Annotated in this window: 14 protein-coding genes and 1 pseudogene; 9 read left to right on the top strand and 6 right to left on the bottom strand. The window is 60.9% G+C overall.

What is annotated here, in order from left to right; genetic code table 11:
* Positions 1 to 290: 290 nt before the first annotated feature.
* The 6 genes from ETX26_RS08100 to ETX26_RS08075 all read right to left on the bottom strand — a co-directional run bounded on the left by ETX26_RS08100 (position 291) and on the right by ETX26_RS08075 (position 8404).
* A complete protein-coding gene (locus ETX26_RS08100) occupies positions 291 to 683 on the bottom strand; it encodes a DUF4304 domain-containing protein (protein ID WP_129524221.1) in 393 nt (130 codons plus the stop codon).
* Positions 684 to 1197: 514 nt separating this feature from the next.
* Positions 1198 to 2298, bottom strand: a complete 1101-nt coding sequence (locus ETX26_RS08095; protein WP_191984708.1) for an RHS repeat-associated core domain-containing protein — start codon at positions 2296 to 2298, stop codon at positions 1198 to 1200.
* Between the two features lie 163 nt (positions 2299 to 2461).
* The gene (locus ETX26_RS08090; protein WP_165271732.1) at positions 2462 to 2950 is read right to left on the bottom strand and encodes an Imm26 family immunity protein; all 489 of its coding nucleotides are present in this window, start codon (positions 2948 to 2950) and stop codon (positions 2462 to 2464) included.
* On the bottom strand, positions 2944 to 7299 hold the full coding sequence (locus ETX26_RS08085) for an RHS repeat-associated core domain-containing protein (RefSeq protein WP_129524219.1): 4356 nt from the start codon (positions 7297 to 7299) through the stop codon (positions 2944 to 2946). The genes ETX26_RS08090 and ETX26_RS08085 overlap by 7 nt, the downstream gene beginning before the upstream one ends.
* Positions 7300 to 7384: 85 nt before the next feature.
* Complete coding sequence (locus tag ETX26_RS14605; RefSeq protein ID WP_450091343.1) at positions 7385 to 7687, bottom strand: Ig-like domain-containing protein; 303 nt, start codon at positions 7685 to 7687, stop codon at positions 7385 to 7387.
* Positions 7688 to 8044: 357 nt separating this feature from the next.
* The gene (locus ETX26_RS08075) at positions 8045 to 8404 is read right to left on the bottom strand and encodes a TrbC/VirB2 family protein (RefSeq protein ID WP_129524218.1); all 360 of its coding nucleotides are present in this window, start codon (positions 8402 to 8404) and stop codon (positions 8045 to 8047) included.
* Positions 8405 to 8597: 193 nt separating this feature from the next.
* Here ETX26_RS08075 and ETX26_RS08070 point away from each other — a divergent pair, with 193 nt between their 5' ends.
* From ETX26_RS08070 to ETX26_RS08030, 9 genes and pseudogenes are all read left to right on the top strand, one after another.
* Positions 8598 to 8885, top strand: coding sequence for a type IV secretion system protein VirB3 (locus ETX26_RS08070; RefSeq protein ID WP_225425655.1), 288 nt, complete (start codon positions 8598 to 8600; stop codon positions 8883 to 8885).
* On the top strand, positions 8864 to 11239 hold the full coding sequence (locus ETX26_RS08065; protein ID WP_129524217.1) for a VirB4 family type IV secretion/conjugal transfer ATPase: 2376 nt from the start codon (positions 8864 to 8866) through the stop codon (positions 11237 to 11239). Before ETX26_RS08070 ends, ETX26_RS08065 begins: the two co-directional genes overlap by 22 nt.
* 3 nt (positions 11240 to 11242) lie before the next feature.
* On the top strand, positions 11243 to 12445 hold the full coding sequence (locus ETX26_RS08060) for a type IV secretion system protein (protein ID WP_129524216.1): 1203 nt from the start codon (positions 11243 to 11245) through the stop codon (positions 12443 to 12445).
* The gene (locus ETX26_RS08055) at positions 12442 to 13188 is read left to right on the top strand and encodes a virB8 family protein (protein WP_225425647.1); all 747 of its coding nucleotides are present in this window, start codon (positions 12442 to 12444) and stop codon (positions 13186 to 13188) included. The genes ETX26_RS08060 and ETX26_RS08055 overlap by 4 nt, the downstream gene beginning before the upstream one ends.
* A complete protein-coding gene (locus ETX26_RS08050; protein WP_129524214.1) occupies positions 13185 to 13898 on the top strand; it encodes a TrbG/VirB9 family P-type conjugative transfer protein in 714 nt (237 codons plus the stop codon). Before ETX26_RS08055 ends, ETX26_RS08050 begins: the two co-directional genes overlap by 4 nt.
* The gene (locus tag ETX26_RS08045) at positions 13888 to 14949 is read left to right on the top strand and encodes a TrbI/VirB10 family protein (RefSeq protein ID WP_225425646.1); all 1062 of its coding nucleotides are present in this window, start codon (positions 13888 to 13890) and stop codon (positions 14947 to 14949) included. Before ETX26_RS08050 ends, ETX26_RS08045 begins: the two co-directional genes overlap by 11 nt.
* A 3-nt stretch (positions 14950 to 14952) precedes the next feature.
* On the top strand, positions 14953 to 15921 hold the full coding sequence (gene virB11 / locus ETX26_RS08040) for a P-type DNA transfer ATPase VirB11 (protein ID WP_129524213.1): 969 nt from the start codon (positions 14953 to 14955) through the stop codon (positions 15919 to 15921).
* A 62-nt stretch (positions 15922 to 15983) separates the two neighbouring features.
* Positions 15984 to 16238 (top strand): hypothetical protein, encoded by a 255-nt coding sequence (locus ETX26_RS08035; protein ID WP_129524212.1) that lies wholly within the window; start codon positions 15984 to 15986, stop codon positions 16236 to 16238.
* A gap of 85 nt (positions 16239 to 16323) precedes the next feature.
* Positions 16324 to 18374 (top strand): annotated as a pseudogene (locus ETX26_RS08030) (hypothetical protein); the annotation flags it as partial.

Raw genomic sequence — 18374 nt, 5'->3', positions numbered from 1 at the left:
GTTCCGATGATCTGCCGATCTGTAAACCTGACCTGCATCCCGAATCGATCCCACGCCGCGCTCTTAGCCCGGTCTGTCGGACTGGTCATCGGAACGGGTTTTTTCACGCTCTTTGTCTAGAGTGGGCAAGTCAATTCAACGCGTTCAATTTCGGATGCCTTTTGGGCCCAGGCGCCAGTCAGTTTCATGGACTGGAACATATCTTTGCAGCGGTTGCTTTCTCCCTTTTGGTAGAACAACAGCGCAAGATAGATGATGCCGGGAGGATAACGCCTGCTCGCCGGATCGTTCTAAAGGGTTTCGATCATGTGATCTATGCTATGATTGAGCTGAAGAAATGGTATCGCCACATCCTGAATGGCGCTCAAAACCTCCTCAATGCCAGTGCTGCCCGCGAGATTCCACCACACATCTCTGCCGTACAGCAATTTGCCTAAGCGCACACGAACTGTACATAAGGATTCCTCCACCATGTCTGCACCGCTTATTCCCCAACAAGCGCGAGTGACAAATTCATCCGAGACTCCAATATTGATTGTAAACATGTCTTTCGACTTGCTGATTTGCAAATCAATCACATCTACAAAACCAGGATATTCTCTGTTCCAAAGCGACTTATTTCTGTAGAACTGGTGTTTCTCCAGAACATCGTCGATTTTCGAGATTAGTTCCGTTTTTTCCATCACCAAAGCTTCCACCAAGGTTTAGGCGGAGGGGGAGGCGGTTCATAAGTTATGGTCCGCGCCGGTCGGCCAAGTTCGGCAGTACGATCGACCGTTTGGCGAGCGCCAGCGGTTTGCCCACTGCCTCCGCTTTCGCGTCACTAGCGAGGTTTATTGCGTTGAATCTTCTGCAACGCCTTCTCAAGGATCGATGTGTCGGATGGTGAATGCCTCACTCCAGGCTTATCGAACCTATCGAGCCATCGTTCATCTGCGCCAGACCGTATGAATGCTTTTCCATCCTCATTGAGATCGCTATAAAATAAAATTAAATTGTCTGAATATGATGCGTCGATGCTTTTTTTAAGAAGGTCGTTCTCTAGAAGAAAACTTAGAAAATTCTGATATATAGAACGAACTTGAAGGTACCAATTATGATCTGTGATCCATTCCATTTTGTCATAAGGACTTTGGATTTTCACCTCTCGTGACAACAGCGTAGGCATATCGATAATCTTGTAGTCATTTTGTGTCATCAGTTGCACCTCCGAATTGCACTGACCGCAGACACTGCACACAATTTTCCAGTTTCGCGATCTTTAACGTGTGTGCCGCCCGCGTCCCTGATGCGTTGCTCCTTCGCCAACTGCCTTACCTTTGGCGCAGTAGGACTCGTGGTTTCAACGGTCTGAGCCCTGTCGCCTCGAATCACCGCGTGGTCCACCCGGCGAGCCTCCCCAGTTTTTGGATCGCGGACAATTCGGCCGCTACTGTCCCTTAGGGTGCTTTGGCTTTGAACGCGTGCGCCGGGGTTTTCTCGTTGCAGAGCAGCCGCAACTTCCCTTTCTCTCCGCGCTCCATTTGCGGCGTTTTGAGCCATCCGCTCTACTCGCGCTGCACGCGCTGCGACCGCAGCGGCGCCAACATCAGGTGTAGGGCCATTGAGGGCGTCAAATATTACTGCAATTGCTGTTGCAACTGTAATTCCGTTTTCGAAGTTTTCTGCATGGGCAACTTGGGCACAATTTGCATTTCCCCCACACATCGTCGCTATCGACATTGTTCCGGGGGCGCTTTGCTTTCCACTAAAATCAACCCTGTTAACCGGATCATTCCCGACGTAGGTATAGAGGTTGACCTGATCCTCGTATCCGATGGGATCGGTCTGGAGGAACCTGCCAAGGGTGGGCGAGTAGATGCGGGCCTTGTAGTAATACATGCCCAGCTCATCGAGCGAGGCTTGGCCGGTGTACTGGAACGCCCCCTGGTTCGAGGCGGACGGGATGCCATACTCGTCGTAGGTGTTGGTGGCGAGTGAGGTGCCCTGATAGTTGGTCACCGCCACGATCGAGCCGCGCGCGTCACTGTGAAGGTAGCGGCGTCCGGAAGCGGCAACCGTGCTGCCCTCGTACCAGATCAGCGGATCGTCCGCTCCGGCATCGGGCCCATGCACATAGCGCCGCAGCAAGGCATGCGTGCCGCTGAACTCCGCGATCCGCGCATCGCCATCGTAGAGATAGCGGATGGTGCCGGAAGGGCCGCCGACCGAGTAAAGCCGGCCGAGCGGGTCGTAGCGCAGTTCCGCCTTGAGCGCGCCAGTGTAGCCGGCGGTACTCGTCGGGCAGGTGCTCCCCACTTCGCGATGCGAGCGAGGCGGGCCATACGCGCCCCAGTGGCCGAAGCGAGGCGGTCTGCCTGTCTATTTAGCATTGTGTCTCCGGAATTCCTGGTCCGAAGCAGGTGGATGTCTCCGATGTCCCCGGAATTTCAAGATGACCCCACGAGCCCATTCCCTACCGTCAAAATCTTGGCCGCAATTGCTCCACCCATTCGTTGGGCTGCCCCGCAAAATGATCGCGGAGCCGATCTTCGACATGCTCCGCATCCCAAACTGCCGCCGCCTCTAACCCCTTACATTCTTCTGCGGTTGCTGGGCGCTCATAATCGGGCGCTAGCTCAGGAACCTCTTGGTATATAAAGAGTTCTCCCGTGACAATGTCCTGCTTGCAAAAACTCGGAACTTTCTCAAGGTCGGGTGTGAGGTCAATCCTGCCTATAATATGCCAGCGACCACTGGTAACAGAAGAGTTCATTACATTTATTTTAAATGCTATCGGAAGTTGCACTACATTTTCCGTATTTGGATTATCAGATGCATCAAAGATCTTGTCGTAGAATGCGAACAAGGGCTCTTTTAGTACCCTCGCATACGACTTCTTTCCTTGCCCTAGAGCAATTTCTACAATCTGGCCCGGTATACGACGTCGCCTAGCCGGTGGTTTCAGCACGGGCCAAACTCCGCTGTTGCCTTTGCCCGACAAGCCGCACCTTGTGGGTTCCTATCGGAAATTCCATTGATCTGATTTCCTGACGTTCCCCCTTGCGAACGAGCGCCCCCGTTTCGCTCAATGAGTTGCTGTTCTCTTCCTCGTATCGCTTGAGGATCGCGAGAGGTCCGGTCCAACCGTGCAGGACCATAGCCCTGCCGATTAAGTGCCTGATGTCCCCCATCACGGCGAGCCACATTCTGCGCTGGCGTTCCTGTGCCGCTTGTTCGACCGCTATACACTTCACGCGTCCGTGAATTTGTCTTTATATACGTCTGAAAAGTCCTCTCAGATCTTGCCGTAGCAGGAGCAACTCGTGCTGCGGCAGCTTCAGCCCGCAAAGCGTTCACCATGCGAGTTGGCGCTGTGGCTACGCTTGCCCCTCCACTTATCGTAGGCGGTAATCCGGTAGTTCCGTTTACTATATGGCCCGGCAAGTCACGCAGATCGTCTGGAATGCGTCGGATCTGAGTCCGAATGTTTGATGCCTCGTCACTAGCCCAATCCACAATGGCATCCCAAACACCCTCCTCTCCGCTCGGATCGACCCCATTAATCGGATCGTTTCCGACGTAGGCATAGAGGTTGACCTGGTCCTCGTAGCCGATGGGGTCGGTCTGGAGGAACCGGCCGAGGGCGGGCGAGTAGATGCGGGCCTTGTAGTAGTACATGCCCAGCTCATCGAGCCAGGCTTGGCCGGTGTAGCGGAAGCGCCCCTTCGTCGCGATGTCGTTGCTGGTGCCGCTGGCGCTGTCCGGGATGCCGTATTCGCTGTAGCTGTTGGTAGCGGTCGAGACGCCTTGATAATTGGTTACCGAGACGATCGACCCGCGCGCGTCGCTGTGGAGATAGCGGCGTCCGGAAGCGGCAAGCAAACTCCCCTCATACCAGATCAGCGGATCGTCGATCCCGGCAGCAGGGCCATGCACATAGCGGCGCAGCGAGGCGTGGGTACCGCTGAACTCCGCAACCAGCGCGTCGCCGTCGTAGAGGAATCGCGTCGGTCCCTGCGCAACACCGCTCTGGTAATTCTCGACCTCGTAGAGGCGGCCCAAAGGATCGTACTTGAGCCTCGCCTTGATCTGCCCCGTGTAGGCTGCAGGGCAAGATGTGCCGACGCGCGCGCGCATCTCCACAAGCCGGTTCTCTACGTCGTAGAGATAAGCGTACAGATTATCCGCCGTGAGATTGCCGTTGGCATCGTGGCAAAACGTAACGCCGTTGACCGTCGCGTACTGATTAAGCCCGTTCGCGGAATAAGAGAGCGACACATTCTCATGCCTGTCCCAGGTGTAGGTGTCGCTGCTGCGGGCCTCGATAAGGATCTGCGAGGCCTGATTGCGAGTAAAGCTCCATGTGGCGTCCCCACCGGTGCCGTGGATGTCGATCCCGACCGAGTCCAGGCGTGCCACCGGATCGTAAGTCCATGAGGTTTTGTTCGCCGATGCCGCAGCGTAGGTCCATGCTCGTAGCGTGGGCAGCCCGTGCGGGCCGTAGGTGATACTGCCCAGCGCAGTATTGCCTTGGCGGACGGTGGTCGGACGATTGCGTGCATCGTAGTCCGTCCGGAAAAACTGCCCGTCAAAATGGGTGATCTTCGTTCGGTTCCCGCTGGCATCGTGCTCGTAAGTCAGGGTCTTGTCGAGGCCGTCGAGATTGGACCGGTTCGACAAGAGGCGGCCGAAGCCATCGTAAGTCGTGGTGAGGCCAACCCCGCTCGCGCTATCAAATCGCGCTCTGGTCTGCAGGTTGCGCAGGTCGTAGCTGTAGAACACATCGCGTTCATGGACCGCCGCCAGATCCGCCCGGTTGGGGATCGTCTTGCGCGTCATCCGGTTCAGCGCGTCGTACTGGTACGATATCAGCGACCCGTCGCGCTTCCTCAGCGTCTGACGATTTCCGTTCGCGTCGTAGGTGTAGGCTTCGTAGTCACCCTCGTTCAGCGCACCAGCACTCGACAACGCCGTGGCAGGGGTTGTGCCGTTGTACGCAGGCGGCCGTGTCTTCGACGGGAATACCCAGCGGTTTTGCCGGTCGTGGCCATCATAGCGCAGTTCGGCCCTATTGCCGTTCGCATCGATCACATACTTTCGTTTGCCGTTGAGCGTGTAGCTATACGTGGCGTCCGCGATCTCGATCGACGTGCCCACGGCCTTGCGCACCTGCAGCAGCTGATCGGCAGCATCATAGATGTTCTTCGTGATCCGATCCGGACCATTACTGCCCAGCGTGCCTGCGGTGCACGCGTTGCTCGGTAGTGATGAGAGATTCATTCGCACCGTGGTACAAATCAGGCGATTGCGACTGTCGTAGGACCTATCGGTGACGCTGTAATTCGTACCGCCCGACGACACTCTCGTGCGCGTCGGATTGCGTCGGGCATCATAGCTGGTATCGACCTGCGAAAGGACGGTCAGCGTCGTGCTCGTCTCGTAGGGAACGGTGCCGGTCTCGACCTTGACGACCTTGTCGTCTGAGTTTCGATATGTCGTACGCATTGCCGGCCTCAGGCCATCTGCGCCCTTGGGGCCAATTTCCCAAGTACGGCGGCCATGGACATCGTAGCGATAATATTTTGTATCATCGGTTCCGGCCAATGGGCCGTCTTCCGATAGCACCCGGCCGGCATCGTCATAGGCATAAGTCGTCTCTAGCGTCGTGTTGGTCGCCAGATCAATCCGCCGTATCGCAGATGGAAGCGCTGTCTTTCCCCAATAATCGTACTCGGTCCGCCATTCCTGGTTGGTACCGCATGTCGTCCCTAGCCCACACACGCGCACGACCGCTTTACGGTAAGGAGCAACGGTAGTGTACGTAATGAAAGTCTTGCGGCGCACCCCATCCTGATCGGCAGGATCGGTCTGTTCTTTCAGAAGGCCGTGGCTGGTATAGGCATAATCCGTTTGATAACCTTTTCCATCTTTGGACCAGACAGGCCGGTAGCACAGGACGTCCGCGATTACATTGTTGCAACCGGAAGTGTTGAAATGCGCCTGTTCGACGATGTTCACCAATCCAGAACCAGGCTTCGCCTTTGTCGTCTTTTCATCTAGGTTCCCAAAATTATCGTAAGAAACCTGGACTGCATTTTCTTCCGGCGATTCGATCACCCTCAATCGATGCGCACTATCGAAATGAAGATCCGTAGTGCGTCCAAGCGAATCCGTCGCAGTGGTCACGATATTATAGGCGGTTCCGCCTAATCTTGATGTCTGGGAAACAACGTATTGCTTCGAATACCCGTTTGGCCCTGTAACCTGGACACCGTCGTACCTGTAGCCCCACATCGTTACATCGTAAACGAGGTTCGTGTACGAGTAATTCCACTGCACACCGTCCTTGATTACCGCGCCGACGACCCCTTCCGTAGGATGCCTGACGTATTCGATTGCCTTTTCGCTTTCCCCGGGAAGGGTCAACGAGCCCCCGGCTTCTTGGGTTACTCCGCCGATCGAGTTCATGCAGCCGGTGCACTTGTAAACCCGCCCGCCGAGATCAGTAATCGTTTGGCCGTCGGCGTTATACGTAAGACGCGCAAGGGGGGCCGTGGGTGCCGTATCTTTGTAGATAGTCGCAGTCTTTGGTCTGAACCAGCCTTCATCTCCCGCCGTATTGCTCTGATATGTTATCTTAAGGCTGTAGCCGATATTGGTCGATACCGTGCTCGGTCGGTAGAAAGTGCGACTCTGGCTCCCGGCGGGATAATAGTAGCTGTCGTAGCTGAAGGAAATCTCCTCCCCGTCAGGGTAGGACACCGAGGATGCATAATATATTCGGGTGGTGTTGGGCCAGCTTGGCTCGATCTGTACCAAGTCGAAATCGTAGAAAGCCCCTGTTCCGCCTTGCGTGAAGTAGCGGGAATTTTGGCCGATAGTTGATCCAGTGCCAGTGACGCTGACACATGCATCGTCCACACATTCGAAGGATTCGGCTCCACCGGCGCCAGTATGCACTGATATACCCGCTGAGGAGTAGCCGCTGCCCGAACCGGAGACGGTCGATTGCGCATATGGCGCGACATCCTGCACCCGCTGAAACCGAAGGCGAGGTGCAGCCGGAACCGACAGCACGGGGAGATCAATGGTAGCCTTTCCGCTGCCGAGATCGACGCCATTGTCGTCGAGGGCAACTTTGAGAGGCGAGATGACCTGAGGTGGATCGACCACTTGCGCTAGTGCAGACAAAGGCAGACAAGTCACTGTGACCGCCAAGAACAGGGCTGCGCCGCGCTCTCCCGTCATTCTGCGCAAGAACAATGCATTTTCAGAGGTCCGTTCCCTGCTGCCCTTCCAAGCATTGAAGCTGAACATGAATTCCCCCCGGTTCGTGCCGCCCGAACTTCCTGTGACTACGTAGAACCTCGCCCTTGCCGTGAACGAAAGTTGCCCGTCGGCATCATGGATCAGGCCCGGAGCACAAAGCCGCAGTTCCGGTCACCGTCACCGTCAGCTGACCAGTCGACGTTGCCCCCACGCTGTCGGCAACGGTATAGGTAAACACGGACTGCCCGGGCCAATCTCCCGCATCGACAAAAGCGGTCGAGCCGCCACTCCCGACACTTGCAGTGGCCGTTCCCGACGTCCTCGTTATCGACTGCACCACCAGCGGTGTGTTACCTTCCGGATCGGTGTCGTTGGCGACCAGATTCTTGAATACTGCGGTCTTACAAGGCAAGCTTACCGCGTCTGCTCCAGTCACGGGGGGCTGGTTCGAAGAGCCATCGCCTGTGTTCACACAAGTCGCGACACTGCCGTCAGACGTTCCCCTGTAGGTCGTTCTGTTCCCCGCGCTGTCGTAGCAAATCGACCGCGTCTTGTTATCATGTGAGCCGCCTGATGTGCTGACGGCCACGAGCCGACCTAACGCGTCGTAGGTATAGGTATCTATGGAGTTCTGTGCGGACGCGCTCTCCGCAACCAGCCCAAGTGCGGTTCCGGCCAGCAAACAGGCTTCGCGGATAGATAATGGAAGTCCCAAATTGCGCCCCCTCAGGCAGTCATTGTTTGCCTGATCGACAATGATGTCAATATCCGAAACCCGACTCCTCCTGGTAACTCAATCAGGCCTCAATGAAGCACCCGCATATGGATCGTAATCTGCAGGCAGAAGATCTCCGCGTGGATCTGCAGGTTCCGCGACCATGATCGATTCCTGCGGTGGTATCGGCTGCCGCCAGACACCGGTGAACGTTATCGCCACAAGCGGCGCGCCAAGCAGTAGGAAGCAACCAATGGCGACTTGAAGCCCCCGTCTGACTGGGAACCGCCCTGACAGCATCATCAGCCCGACCAAGGCAATCGCCAGCGTGCAAAGAATGGTCGCCACACTGCCAAGCAGGGTGCCCGTAAGCCACCCGACCGCCTCGGAGAGCGGACTGGCGGTCGTGCTTTCGAATATCGTCACCTGCCCGGCCATGAAGCGCCCCCTCGCTCACGTCAGCTAATTCTCTGATCAAGTCTCGCAGATCACCGCAACGAATCAACACTGCTGGCGTCGACCGAGCGAGCCGATCGGACGACGTCCGCAAATTCAGTCCAACGCCCCTTTGCAAGGCTGCCGAAATTTGTATGACTCCGCTATTCGGGGCTCAGTTGGGGGATCGCACACATTGGCCGAAGATCTGCGCCAGGATATCCTGTTCACAGGGCTTACCCGGCCGCAGATGTTCGCGGGCGTGACTTATAGCTATTTTGTGATCAATGCGGTCATCGCGGTCGAACTGTTCCTGATCTTCAAAAGCTGGCGGGTGCTGCTGGCCGCACTTGTGATCCACGGCGTGGGCATGATCCTGTGCCTTCATGAGCCCCGGTTCGTTGATCTCTGGCTCATGCGCGCGCGCAATTGCCCGCGGGTGAAGAACCACACGCTGTGGCGATGCAACTCCTACCGCCCCTGACCCGCGATCCGAAGGTGGTCGCGCGCGAAGCGCCGGCGGGCGCGCATCTGCCGTACGCGCGGCACATCGACGACGCGACGATCGAGACCCGCGACGGTTTGCTGATGCAGACGATCCGCCTCGGCGGCCTGCTGTTTGAGACGGCCGGCAGCGATGAACTCAACTACCGGGCGGGCCTTCGCGACGCGATGCTGCGATCGCTCGGCTCGTCGCGCTATGCGGTCTACCATCACCTGGTTCGGCGTGCGGCGGCGATCACCACGGGCACGACGCCACCCGACTCCTTCAGCCGCTGGCTCGATGCGCGGTGGAAGGCGCGCTTCGAGGAGCGGCAGCTCTACGTCAACGAGCTGTTTCTGACGATCGTCCGCCGACCGCTGCAAGGACGTGTTGGCAGCGCCGATCGTCTGAAGGCATGGTTTTCGCGCTCGAGCGGGCGCAACGCGGAGCGGCTCGCAGCCGAAAAGCACGCGCTCGACAACGCGCGCCAGGCGCTGATGGCAGCGCTCGGACACTACGATCCGCATCTGCTCACGAGTTACGAGACGCCCGAGGGCGATCGCTCCGAACCGCTCGAGTTTCTGTCGTGGCTGTTCAATCACGACATGCGCCCGGTTGCCGTGCCGCATGGCGACCTCGGCCACCATGTACCGGCTCGGCGGATCAGCTTCGGCCAGCACGCGGTCGAACTTGCCCCTGCCGGACACTTGCCGCGCAGCTTTACGGCGATGATCTCGATCAAGGACTGGCCGGGGCGGACCATGCCGGGGATGTTCGACGAACTCTCTCGCCTGCCGTTCGCGTTCGACCTGACCCAGAGCTTCGCGCTGGTGGAGCGGCGCGAGGCCCTGTCACGGATGAACCTCGTCCTCAGGCGCATGCAGTCGGCCGAGGACGAGGCATTGTCGCTGCGCGACGAACTCGTTAACGCCAAGGACGAGGTCGCCGCCGGCCGCGCGGGGTTCGGCGAGCATCACACGACGATCGCCGTTCATGCCGAGAGCTTGAAGACGCTCGACGCCAATGTCGCCGAGGTGATCGCGCTGATGGCCGATCTCGGGATCAACGCCGTGCGTGAGGATATCGCGCTCGAGCCCGCCTTCTGGGCGCAGTTCCCGGGCAACTTCCGCTATATTGCCCGGCGGGGCCTGGTCTCGACGACGAACTTCGCCAGCCTCGCCAGCCTGCACAATTTCCCGGTGGGCAAGCAGCGCGGAAATCACTGGGGCGATGCGGTGACGCTGTTCGAGACGACTGCGGCCGGCCCCTACTTCTTCAACTTCCACCATCACGACCTGGGCAACTTCACCGTCATCGGCCCCTCCGGCTCGGGCAAGACGGTGGTGCTCAATTTCCTGCTGTCGCAGGCGCGCAAGTTCGCGCCCAGGATCATCTTCTTCGACAAGGACCGGGGCGCCGAGCTGTTTATCCGGGCGATCGGGGGAACGTATGATCGGCTCCGGCCCGATGCGGCATCTGGTCTCAATCCGCTGCAGCTTCCCGACACGCCGGCGAACCGCGACTTCCTGGGCGAGTGGCTTGCACTGCTGGCCGGCGGCGCTTCGGTAGAGGAGCAGGAGGCGATCCGCGAAGCGATCGAGACGAACTATCTTCAGGCGTCCGAGCGGCGGCGGCTGCGGCATCTGGTCGAACTCTTCCGCGGCGGCGACCGTCCCCGTCCCGGCGATCTCTATTCGCGCATGCGCCCGTGGTGGGGCGATGGCGAACGCGCCTGGCTGTTCGACAATGAGCGCGATACGACCGACCTCTCGCAGGAGACGGTTGGCTTCGACATGACCGCCATCCTCGACGATCCTGTCGCGCGCACGCCTGCCATGCTCTACTTCTTCCATCGGGTCGAGGAGCGTCTGGACGGAAGTCCCGCGATCATCGTGGTCGACGAGGGCTGGAAGGCGCTCGACGACGATGTCTTCGTTCGCCGGATCAAGGACTGGGAGAAGACGATCCGCAAGCGCAACGGGATCGTCGGCTTCGCCACCCAAAGCGCACAGGACGCGCTCGAAAGCCGGATCGCCAGCGCAATCGTCGAACAGGCCGCGACGCAGATCTTCATGATCAACCCAAAGGCGCGCGCCGAAGACTACATGGGCGGTTTCGGGCTGACCCAGCACGAGTTCGACCTGGTCCGCACGCTGCCCGATTCCTCGCATTGCTTCCTGATCCGCCACGGCAAGGAAAGCGTGGTCGCGCGGCTCGACCTGTCGGGCGAGAACGATCTGCTGACGATCCTGTCGGGTCGCGAGAGCACCGTGCGGCTGTTCGATCGCCTGCTGCCGACGACCGGCGACAATCCCGACGACTGGATTCCTGCCCTGCTCGGGGAGGCAGCCTGAGCCATGGCCTGTACTGCCATCGTCACCGGCGACCGGTTCCTCTCTCGGACCCTCGAGCATATAGACTGCCAGGCGCAGCTCCTCGGCAGCTTCGGCTATCAGGCGCTGGGGCAGCCGGGTTCGCTTGCTACGACGGTCGTGACCGGGCTGCTCACGCTGTTCATCGCCATCATCGGCCTGCGCTTCCTGTTCGGCCCCGGACCCGGAGCACGCGATCTCGTCTACGATGCGCTTAAGGTCGGCATAGTCCTGACGCTTGCCTTTTCCTGGCCGGCGTTCCGCACGGTGATCCACGATGTCGCGATCGCAGGCCCGGCAGAGATCGCCAGCGGCATCGCAACGCCCGGTATCGGCGACACTTCGGCAGGCTTTGTCGAGCGTTTGCAACGGGTCGATAGTGCGATCATGCACCTGACCGAGGTCGGCACGGGTCGTACCTCCGGACAACTGCTCGGCGACGGCGCGGCGGGCACCACGTTCGCAGGCACTGCACTGCAGGATGAAGCCGCATTCGGTTGGTCGCGGCTGCTCTACCTGGCAGGGACAATCGGCTCGGTGGGCCTCTTGCGACTTATTGCGGGCCTGCTGCTTGCGCTCGCCCCGCTTGCTGCCGGCCTGCTGCTGTTCGAGGCCACACGGGGCCTGTTCGCCGGATGGCTGCGGGGCCTCGTTTTGTCGGTGCTGGGCGCGGTCGGCGTGAGCGTGGTTCTTGCGGTCGAGCTTGCCATCCTCGAACCCTGGCTTGCCGATGCGGTGCGGGTGCGCGGGCTCGGCTACGGCGTGCCTTCCGCGCCGATCGAGCTGTTCGCGATCACACTCGCCTTCGCGCTGATCCAGGCCGGAGCGATCTGGCTGCTGGCAAAAGTGGCGTTTACCCGCGGTTGGCCTTCGCTCCATGTGCCGGAAGTGCGGTTGCCGGACGGTTTTGCCGCACTGCGGTCGGCATCGGCAACCACCGGCGCGCCTGCCTATCTCGAAAGCCGCGCACAGCGCACGGCGGACAGCGTCGAGCGCCTCATCGACCGCGAGCAGCGCATGGTGCACGAGCGGATGAGCTACCGGACATTGACCGCTGGCGGAATGTCTGCCGCCCCAAGCGGGCCGGCCGCAGCATCTGCGGTTTCAGGTGAGAGACTAGGCAGCTCGTATCGCCGGACCGCGCACCGCGGTTCGATGGCGGCGCGCCGCCGGGAGGGACAATCGTGAACGCGCCGGGCCAATTCCACCGCGAGGAAATCGAGATCGCCGACAGCTGGTCGACCAGCGTCACCGACACGCTGGAACGCTCGCGCCGGACCGCCTGGATCGTGGCCGCGGTTGCCTGCGCAATCGCGCTTCTGCTGGCGATCGCGCTGGTCATCCTTCTGCCGTTGAAGACAGTCGAACCCTACACGCTGCTGGTCGATCGCCAGACCGGCAATGTCGAGGCGCTCGCGCCCCTCGACGAGCAGATGGTCGCACCCGATTCCGCACTCACGCGCTCGTTCCTCGTCCAGTACGTGACCGCGCGCGAGAGCTTCGATGCCGACAGTGTGCAGAACGACTACCGCAAGGTCGCGCTGTGGAGCGCGCCCGAGGCGCGCCAGCGCTATATTGCGCAGATGCAGGCGTCGAACCCCGCGAGTCCACTCAGTTATATGCCGCGCGGCGGAACAGTTGCGGCTGAAATACGCAGTGTCTCCTCGCTCTCGGCCGACAGCTCGCTGGTCCGTTTCACCACGATCCGCAACGATCCCGGCGCGCAGCCGCAGCCGCCCGAATACTGGGCGGCCGTGATCAACTACGGTTTCTCGCCGGCGGAGATGAGCGAGGCCGACCGGCTGCTCAACCCGCTGGGATTCCAGGTGACGCGCTACAGGCGCGATGCCGAGACGCTGCCCGAGGTGATCGAGGCGAGGCGTGCGCCGAACGAAACCGTTCGCGATGTGGATGGCACGCCGAGGCCATGAAAGCACCCACCTTTCTCATCTCTCTGGCCGCGCTCGCCGCGCCGCTGCAAGCACAGGTCATGCCGCAGCCCGGCGCCGAGAACCCGCGTCTCCAGACGCTGCACTGGACTCCCGATGGCGAGTATCTGCTGACAGCGCTGCCGATGACCGGTCTCATGGTCCTTTTCGAGCCGGGCGAACAAGTCCAGCGCGTCACGCTCGATGCGACAAGGGCGTTCGAGGTGAAGGTCTCGGCCGAGCGCGACGGGCTGTTCGTCATCCCGCAAGTGCAGGACGCCGCCGGCACCATGCTGGTCGCGACCGACCAGCGCAACTACCGCATGCGCCTGCAGACGGGCACCGGTCTCATGGCCGCCTATCTGGTACGGTTCCTCTATGGATTTGAGCAGGAGCCGGCCTTCGATCCGTCGCCGGAGCCGGCGATCGAGCCGACGGGCGAGATCTGGACCTACCGCATCAAGGGCGACCGCGAGGTGCGTCCGCAAGCGATTTCCGATGACGGTGTGCGCACGCGGATCGTGTTCGGACCGGATCAGGCGCTGCCCGCGGTGTTTGCGGTCGGACCCTCGGGCGAGGAGCAGGTGGTGAACGGCTACATGCGCGGCGACGTCTACGAGATCGATCGCGTGTGGCAGGAGCTTGTGTTCCGAATCGACAAGGAGAAGGCGACCGCCGAGCGCGCTGCGGAGCCGGAGGCCCATGATGGCTGATCCCGCGCCCGCCGGTCAGGCCACTCTCGAAGACGGTCCGGGCGAAGATATCCGTCCCGTGGTTGCGCGGAGTACTCCCAGCAATCTCGGCCTCTGGCTCTTCTTTGCCGCCCTGCTGATCGGCGGCGTCTGGCTGTTCTCGGTCATGAGCGCCAATCGCGCCGATATCGAGCGTGCGACCATCACCGCCAACTTGCCCGACTTCGCTTCGCGTATCGCATCCCCGCCGCCGCTCGCGCTTCCGCGCGCGTTCCTCGATACTCCTCCAGCCGAGCCCGAACGGCCTATCGTCGCTCCGGCCCTGAGCCCGGCACCGATGCCGCGAGCGGTACCTGCTCCAGCACCCGCGCAGGTTCGTATCGTCGAGATTCCCGCCGAGCCGGCCGAGCCTTACACGCCGCCGTCGCGACCTGCGGTCGTGTTCGACGAGGCGAGTACGCCGTTGCCGCCAGCGCCATCCGCCGGCGAGAGGCCCGGTACCGATGCGCGGGTAAGAGCCGGACGCCTCGCCAATCCTTCGCTCACCGTGCCGCAGGGCACGGTCGTTCCTGCTGTGCTCGAGACTGCGCTCGATTCCACGAGGCCCGGAGGCGTGCGCGCGCTGGTACAGCGCGATGTCCACGGCTTCGACGGCTCGCGCGTCCTCATACCGCGGGGAAGCAGGCTCTACGGCGAGTATGACGCAAGTCTTCAGGCCGGTCAGAACCGGGCGCTCGTACGCTGGACGCGTCTGCTGCGCCCCGACGGCGTTACCATCGCGCTCGATTCCCCGGCATCCGATCCGCTCGGGCGGGCAGGAATCCGCGGGAAGGTCGACGGCAAGTTCTTCCAGCGCTTCGGCGGCGCGATCCTCCAGTCGGTGCTCGACATCGGCGTTGGCGTTGCCACGCGCGAGGCGACGGACGGCGTGGTCGTCGCACTTCCCGGCACCACGCAGAATATCGACGTCACCCAGGGCGATCAGGTGCAGCGGACTCTCAAGGTAAAGCACGGCGCGAGCGTCTCGGTGTTCGTCGCGCGCGATCTCGATTTCTCATCCGTCGATTCTTAGAGCATGGAAGCTGGCTACTACCTCGACAGCTTCCTTGCGCCGCTGGCGCCGTGGCTCACGCGCGAAGACGTCACGGATATCTGGATCAATCGGCCGGGCGAGGTCTGGATCGAGACGCTGGGCGGCGCGATCGAGCGGGTGGAGGAACCCGCGCTCGACGAGCGGCTCCTGGCGCGGCTTGCACGGCAGGTCGCAGCGCACTCCTCGCAGGGGATCAGCCGTGCGCAGCCGCTGCTAGCGGCCAGTCTGCCGGATGGCTCACGCGTCCAGGTGGTCGCGCCACCTGCGACCCGGGCGGGGCACGTGTTTGCGATCCGCCGGCATGTCTCGGCCGACCTGTCGCTTGCGGATTGGGAAGAGGAAGACGCGTTCGCCGAGCTCGAAGGCGGCGCGGCGGATATCGACCGGGAGCATAGCTGGCGCACCTTGAGCGGAGCCGAAGCCGCAGGCTTTCTGCGCACCGCCGTGCGCGAGCGACGCAACATCGTCGTCTCGGGCGGCACCAGCACGGGCAAGACGACGTTCCTCAATGCGCTGCTCGCGGAGATTCCGCGCGAGGAACGGCTGATCCTGATCGAGGATACCGAGGAACTGAAGGTCCGGCACGAGAATGCCGTCGGCCTCATCGCGGCGCGCGGACAGCTCTCCGAGGCCGAGGTCGGCGCGGAGGATCTCCTCATAGCAGCGCTGCGCATGCGGCCGGACCGGATCATTCTGGGCGAGCTTCGCGGCGGCGAGGCGTTCACCTTCCTGCGGGCGGTTAATACCGGGCACCTCGGCTCGATGACCACGATCCATGCCGACACGCCTGCACGGGCGGTCGAGCAACTTGCGCTGCTCGTTCTACAGGCCGGCTCGCGCCTGGCACGTGACGATGTGCGGCATTATGTGCGCGAAAGTGTCGATGTGTTTGTGCAGCTTGAGCGGCGAGCTGCGCGGAGACAGGTCGCGGAGGTGCTGACGAAAGCGTGATGCGGTGCGGCATCAAGTTTTGACAGTAATGTTAAATCGCCTCTTCACACCCTCTCCCTTCCATGCAAAACTCCCTGAGTCGCAAGCAAAGGGGGGATGAAGCGATGCGGGGGATCAGTGCGCTAGCAGGGGCCGTTCTGGCCATGCTGCCGATCGCGGCACAGGCGGCCGAAACTGTCACCTACACCTACGACGCCAAGGGTCGGCTCGTGAAGGTCGAGCGATCTGGCAGTGTGAATAGCGGTGTCGATACAGAGTACCAACACGACAAGGCTGACAACAGAAAGCGCGTAAAGACGACCGGCGCTTCAACCTGACCTGCCCGGCACCATCAGATTTCATGGGGATCAGCGATGGTTGGATAGAGGGGGCACCATGAGCGGGGGGCATAGGTTCAGAGCGGTGCAGCGCGCAGCTCTTTACGCAACGACAGTTCTGTGCGGGACAGCTGCAGCGCCGGTACTGGCGCAGACCGCCGACGCACCTGAACAGTATCGCAACAACGACGAACATGGCGTCGACCTGACGACCGGCACCTACAACCCGGTGATAGTGGAAGGGAGCATCGGCAATGCCGAGGAGGGCATAAGCCTTGTCCGCTATCATGGGCAGGCAGGGTGGAAGGACAACTGGAGCGGCGATCTTCGGATAACCGGAAACCCCGGATCACAGGTTGCGACGATCACGTTCGGCAACATCTCCGAGAAATTCACCCAGTCGGGCAGCAGTTGGGTCAATACCAAGGCCAACGGTGCGACGCTCGTGAAGCAGGTCACGAGCAGCCCGTTCGTGCCAGATCAGACTCTATACATCTTCACGGCCAGGGACGGGAGTGAGATCACATACACAACTGTGAAATCCCTGCTGACAAGTCAGACGAATACGGAGCCCACGTCGATGACCATCGCGATGGCATCGATCTACTGCAACAGCTCCAACGCAGCCGATTGCGCCCTGCCGACATCAATTGAGGCGCCTGACGGATCGAGCTACGCCCTGACCTGGGACACACCTCATCAGTGCGAGACCACATTCGAACCGCCCACCTACGAGCAGGTTACCACCTGCAATGTCGTCTATCGTCTCCTCGATGTGCGTAGCCGCACGTCGTACGGCATGAAGGTGAAGTACCAGTCGAACAGCTGGCCGCAAGGAAGCCCGGCGCCGGCCCCTGACTGGACGAAACGGAGCGGGGCGAAGTTCTTCGATCTGAGCGAGGTCTATTGCGATCCGACTGCGCTCAATTGCGATTCCGTCACTGCTGCCTCTTCCGTGAGCTATTCTTATTCGGGCGGTCAGACTACCATAACCGATGACAAGGGAGGTCAGTGGGTCCTCACAACCAGTGGGGGCCGGGTTACCGGTATCCGCAGGCCCGGGGCATCGAGCGACACGACGTCTATCAGCTACGGCACAAACGGGCGTGTCTCATCGATAACCGTAGACGGTGAGACGAAGACCTATGACTGGACCACGGGAACCACGACGGTGGTGGAGACCAGTACATCAGGCGGTGAAAGTTCTACGGTTACCTCGACCCCTGCGGCCCAACAGCCCGTCTCAATCGAGAACGGGACGAACGACACGATCAGCTTCACCTACGATGCCAATGGGCGCAAGATTCGCGAGACGCGCCCTGAGGGAGACTATGCGCACTGGACTCGCGACGCGCGCGGGAACGTGACCGAGACGCGCCATGTGGCAAAACCCAACTCGGGGCTGGCCGATATCGTCGCCACCGCGAGCTTCCCGGCCACCTGCACCAATCCCGCCACGTGCAACAAGCCAGATTATACGATCGATGCGCGCGGAAATCGCACCGACTACACCTATGCAACGCACGGTGGTGTAACGCGTGTGCGCTACCCTGCGCCATCGGGCAGCGGAACGCGGCCCGAGATAAATTACGTATATTCAGCGCGTTTTCCGCATATACGGAACGCATCCGGAAACCTCGTCCCTGCAAGCCAGGCTCAATACAAGGTCACCCAGATCACGGCCTGCGCGACGGCGGCCACGTGTTCGGGCACGGCGAACGAGACCAAGGTGACCCTCGCCTACGACACACCGAACCTCCTGCTGACCCAGATGACGGTCGCCAGCGGCAACGGCGCGGTAAGTGCGACGACCACGTATGCCTACGATGATGCCGATAATCTGATAACGGTGGATGGCCCGTTGTCGGGCACCGGCGACACCACGCATTACTTTTACGATGCCTACAACCGCCGCCGCGGCGTCATTGGGCCGGATCCCGATGGTGCCGGCAGCCGGCAGCGCCGGGCCGAACGCTACACTTTCGATATCGAAAGCCGCGTGACCAAGGTCGAAACCGGCCATGCGAACGCGGCGACGGAAGCTGCGCTCAATGCCATGGCGGTGACGGGCGTGATCGAGATCGCCTATGACACAAACGGGAACGTTGCCTCACGCAAACTCAAATCCGGCAGCAC

It is taken from the genome of Pelagerythrobacter rhizovicinus (assembly GCF_004135625.1).
GTDB lineage: Bacteria > Pseudomonadota > Alphaproteobacteria > Sphingomonadales > Sphingomonadaceae > Pelagerythrobacter > Pelagerythrobacter rhizovicinus.
The sequence above is the reverse complement of the archived record's forward strand: the minus strand, read 5'-3'. Positions and strand labels throughout refer to the sequence as shown.

Coding starts and splice junctions, on each gene's coding strand:
- ETX26_RS08050 (WP_129524214.1), top strand. CDS start 13,185: ATGAAAGCACCCACCTTTCTCATCTCTCTGGCCGCGCTCGCCGCGCCG.
- ETX26_RS08085 (WP_129524219.1), bottom strand. CDS start 7,299: ATGTTCAGCTTCAATGCTTGGAAGGGCAGCAGGGAACGGACCTCTGAA.
- ETX26_RS08035 (WP_129524212.1), top strand. CDS start 15,984: ATGCAAAACTCCCTGAGTCGCAAGCAAAGGGGGGATGAAGCGATGCGG.
- ETX26_RS08060 (WP_129524216.1), top strand. CDS start 11,243: ATGGCCTGTACTGCCATCGTCACCGGCGACCGGTTCCTCTCTCGGACC.
- ETX26_RS08075 (WP_129524218.1), bottom strand. CDS start 8,404: ATGGCCGGGCAGGTGACGATATTCGAAAGCACGACCGCCAGTCCGCTC.
- ETX26_RS08100 (WP_129524221.1), bottom strand. CDS start 683: ATGGAAAAAACGGAACTAATCTCGAAAATCGACGATGTTCTGGAGAAA.
- ETX26_RS08045 (WP_225425646.1), top strand. CDS start 13,888: ATGATGGCTGATCCCGCGCCCGCCGGTCAGGCCACTCTCGAAGACGGT.
- ETX26_RS08065 (WP_129524217.1), top strand. CDS start 8,864: ATGCAACTCCTACCGCCCCTGACCCGCGATCCGAAGGTGGTCGCGCGC.
- virB11 (WP_129524213.1), top strand. CDS start 14,953: ATGGAAGCTGGCTACTACCTCGACAGCTTCCTTGCGCCGCTGGCGCCG.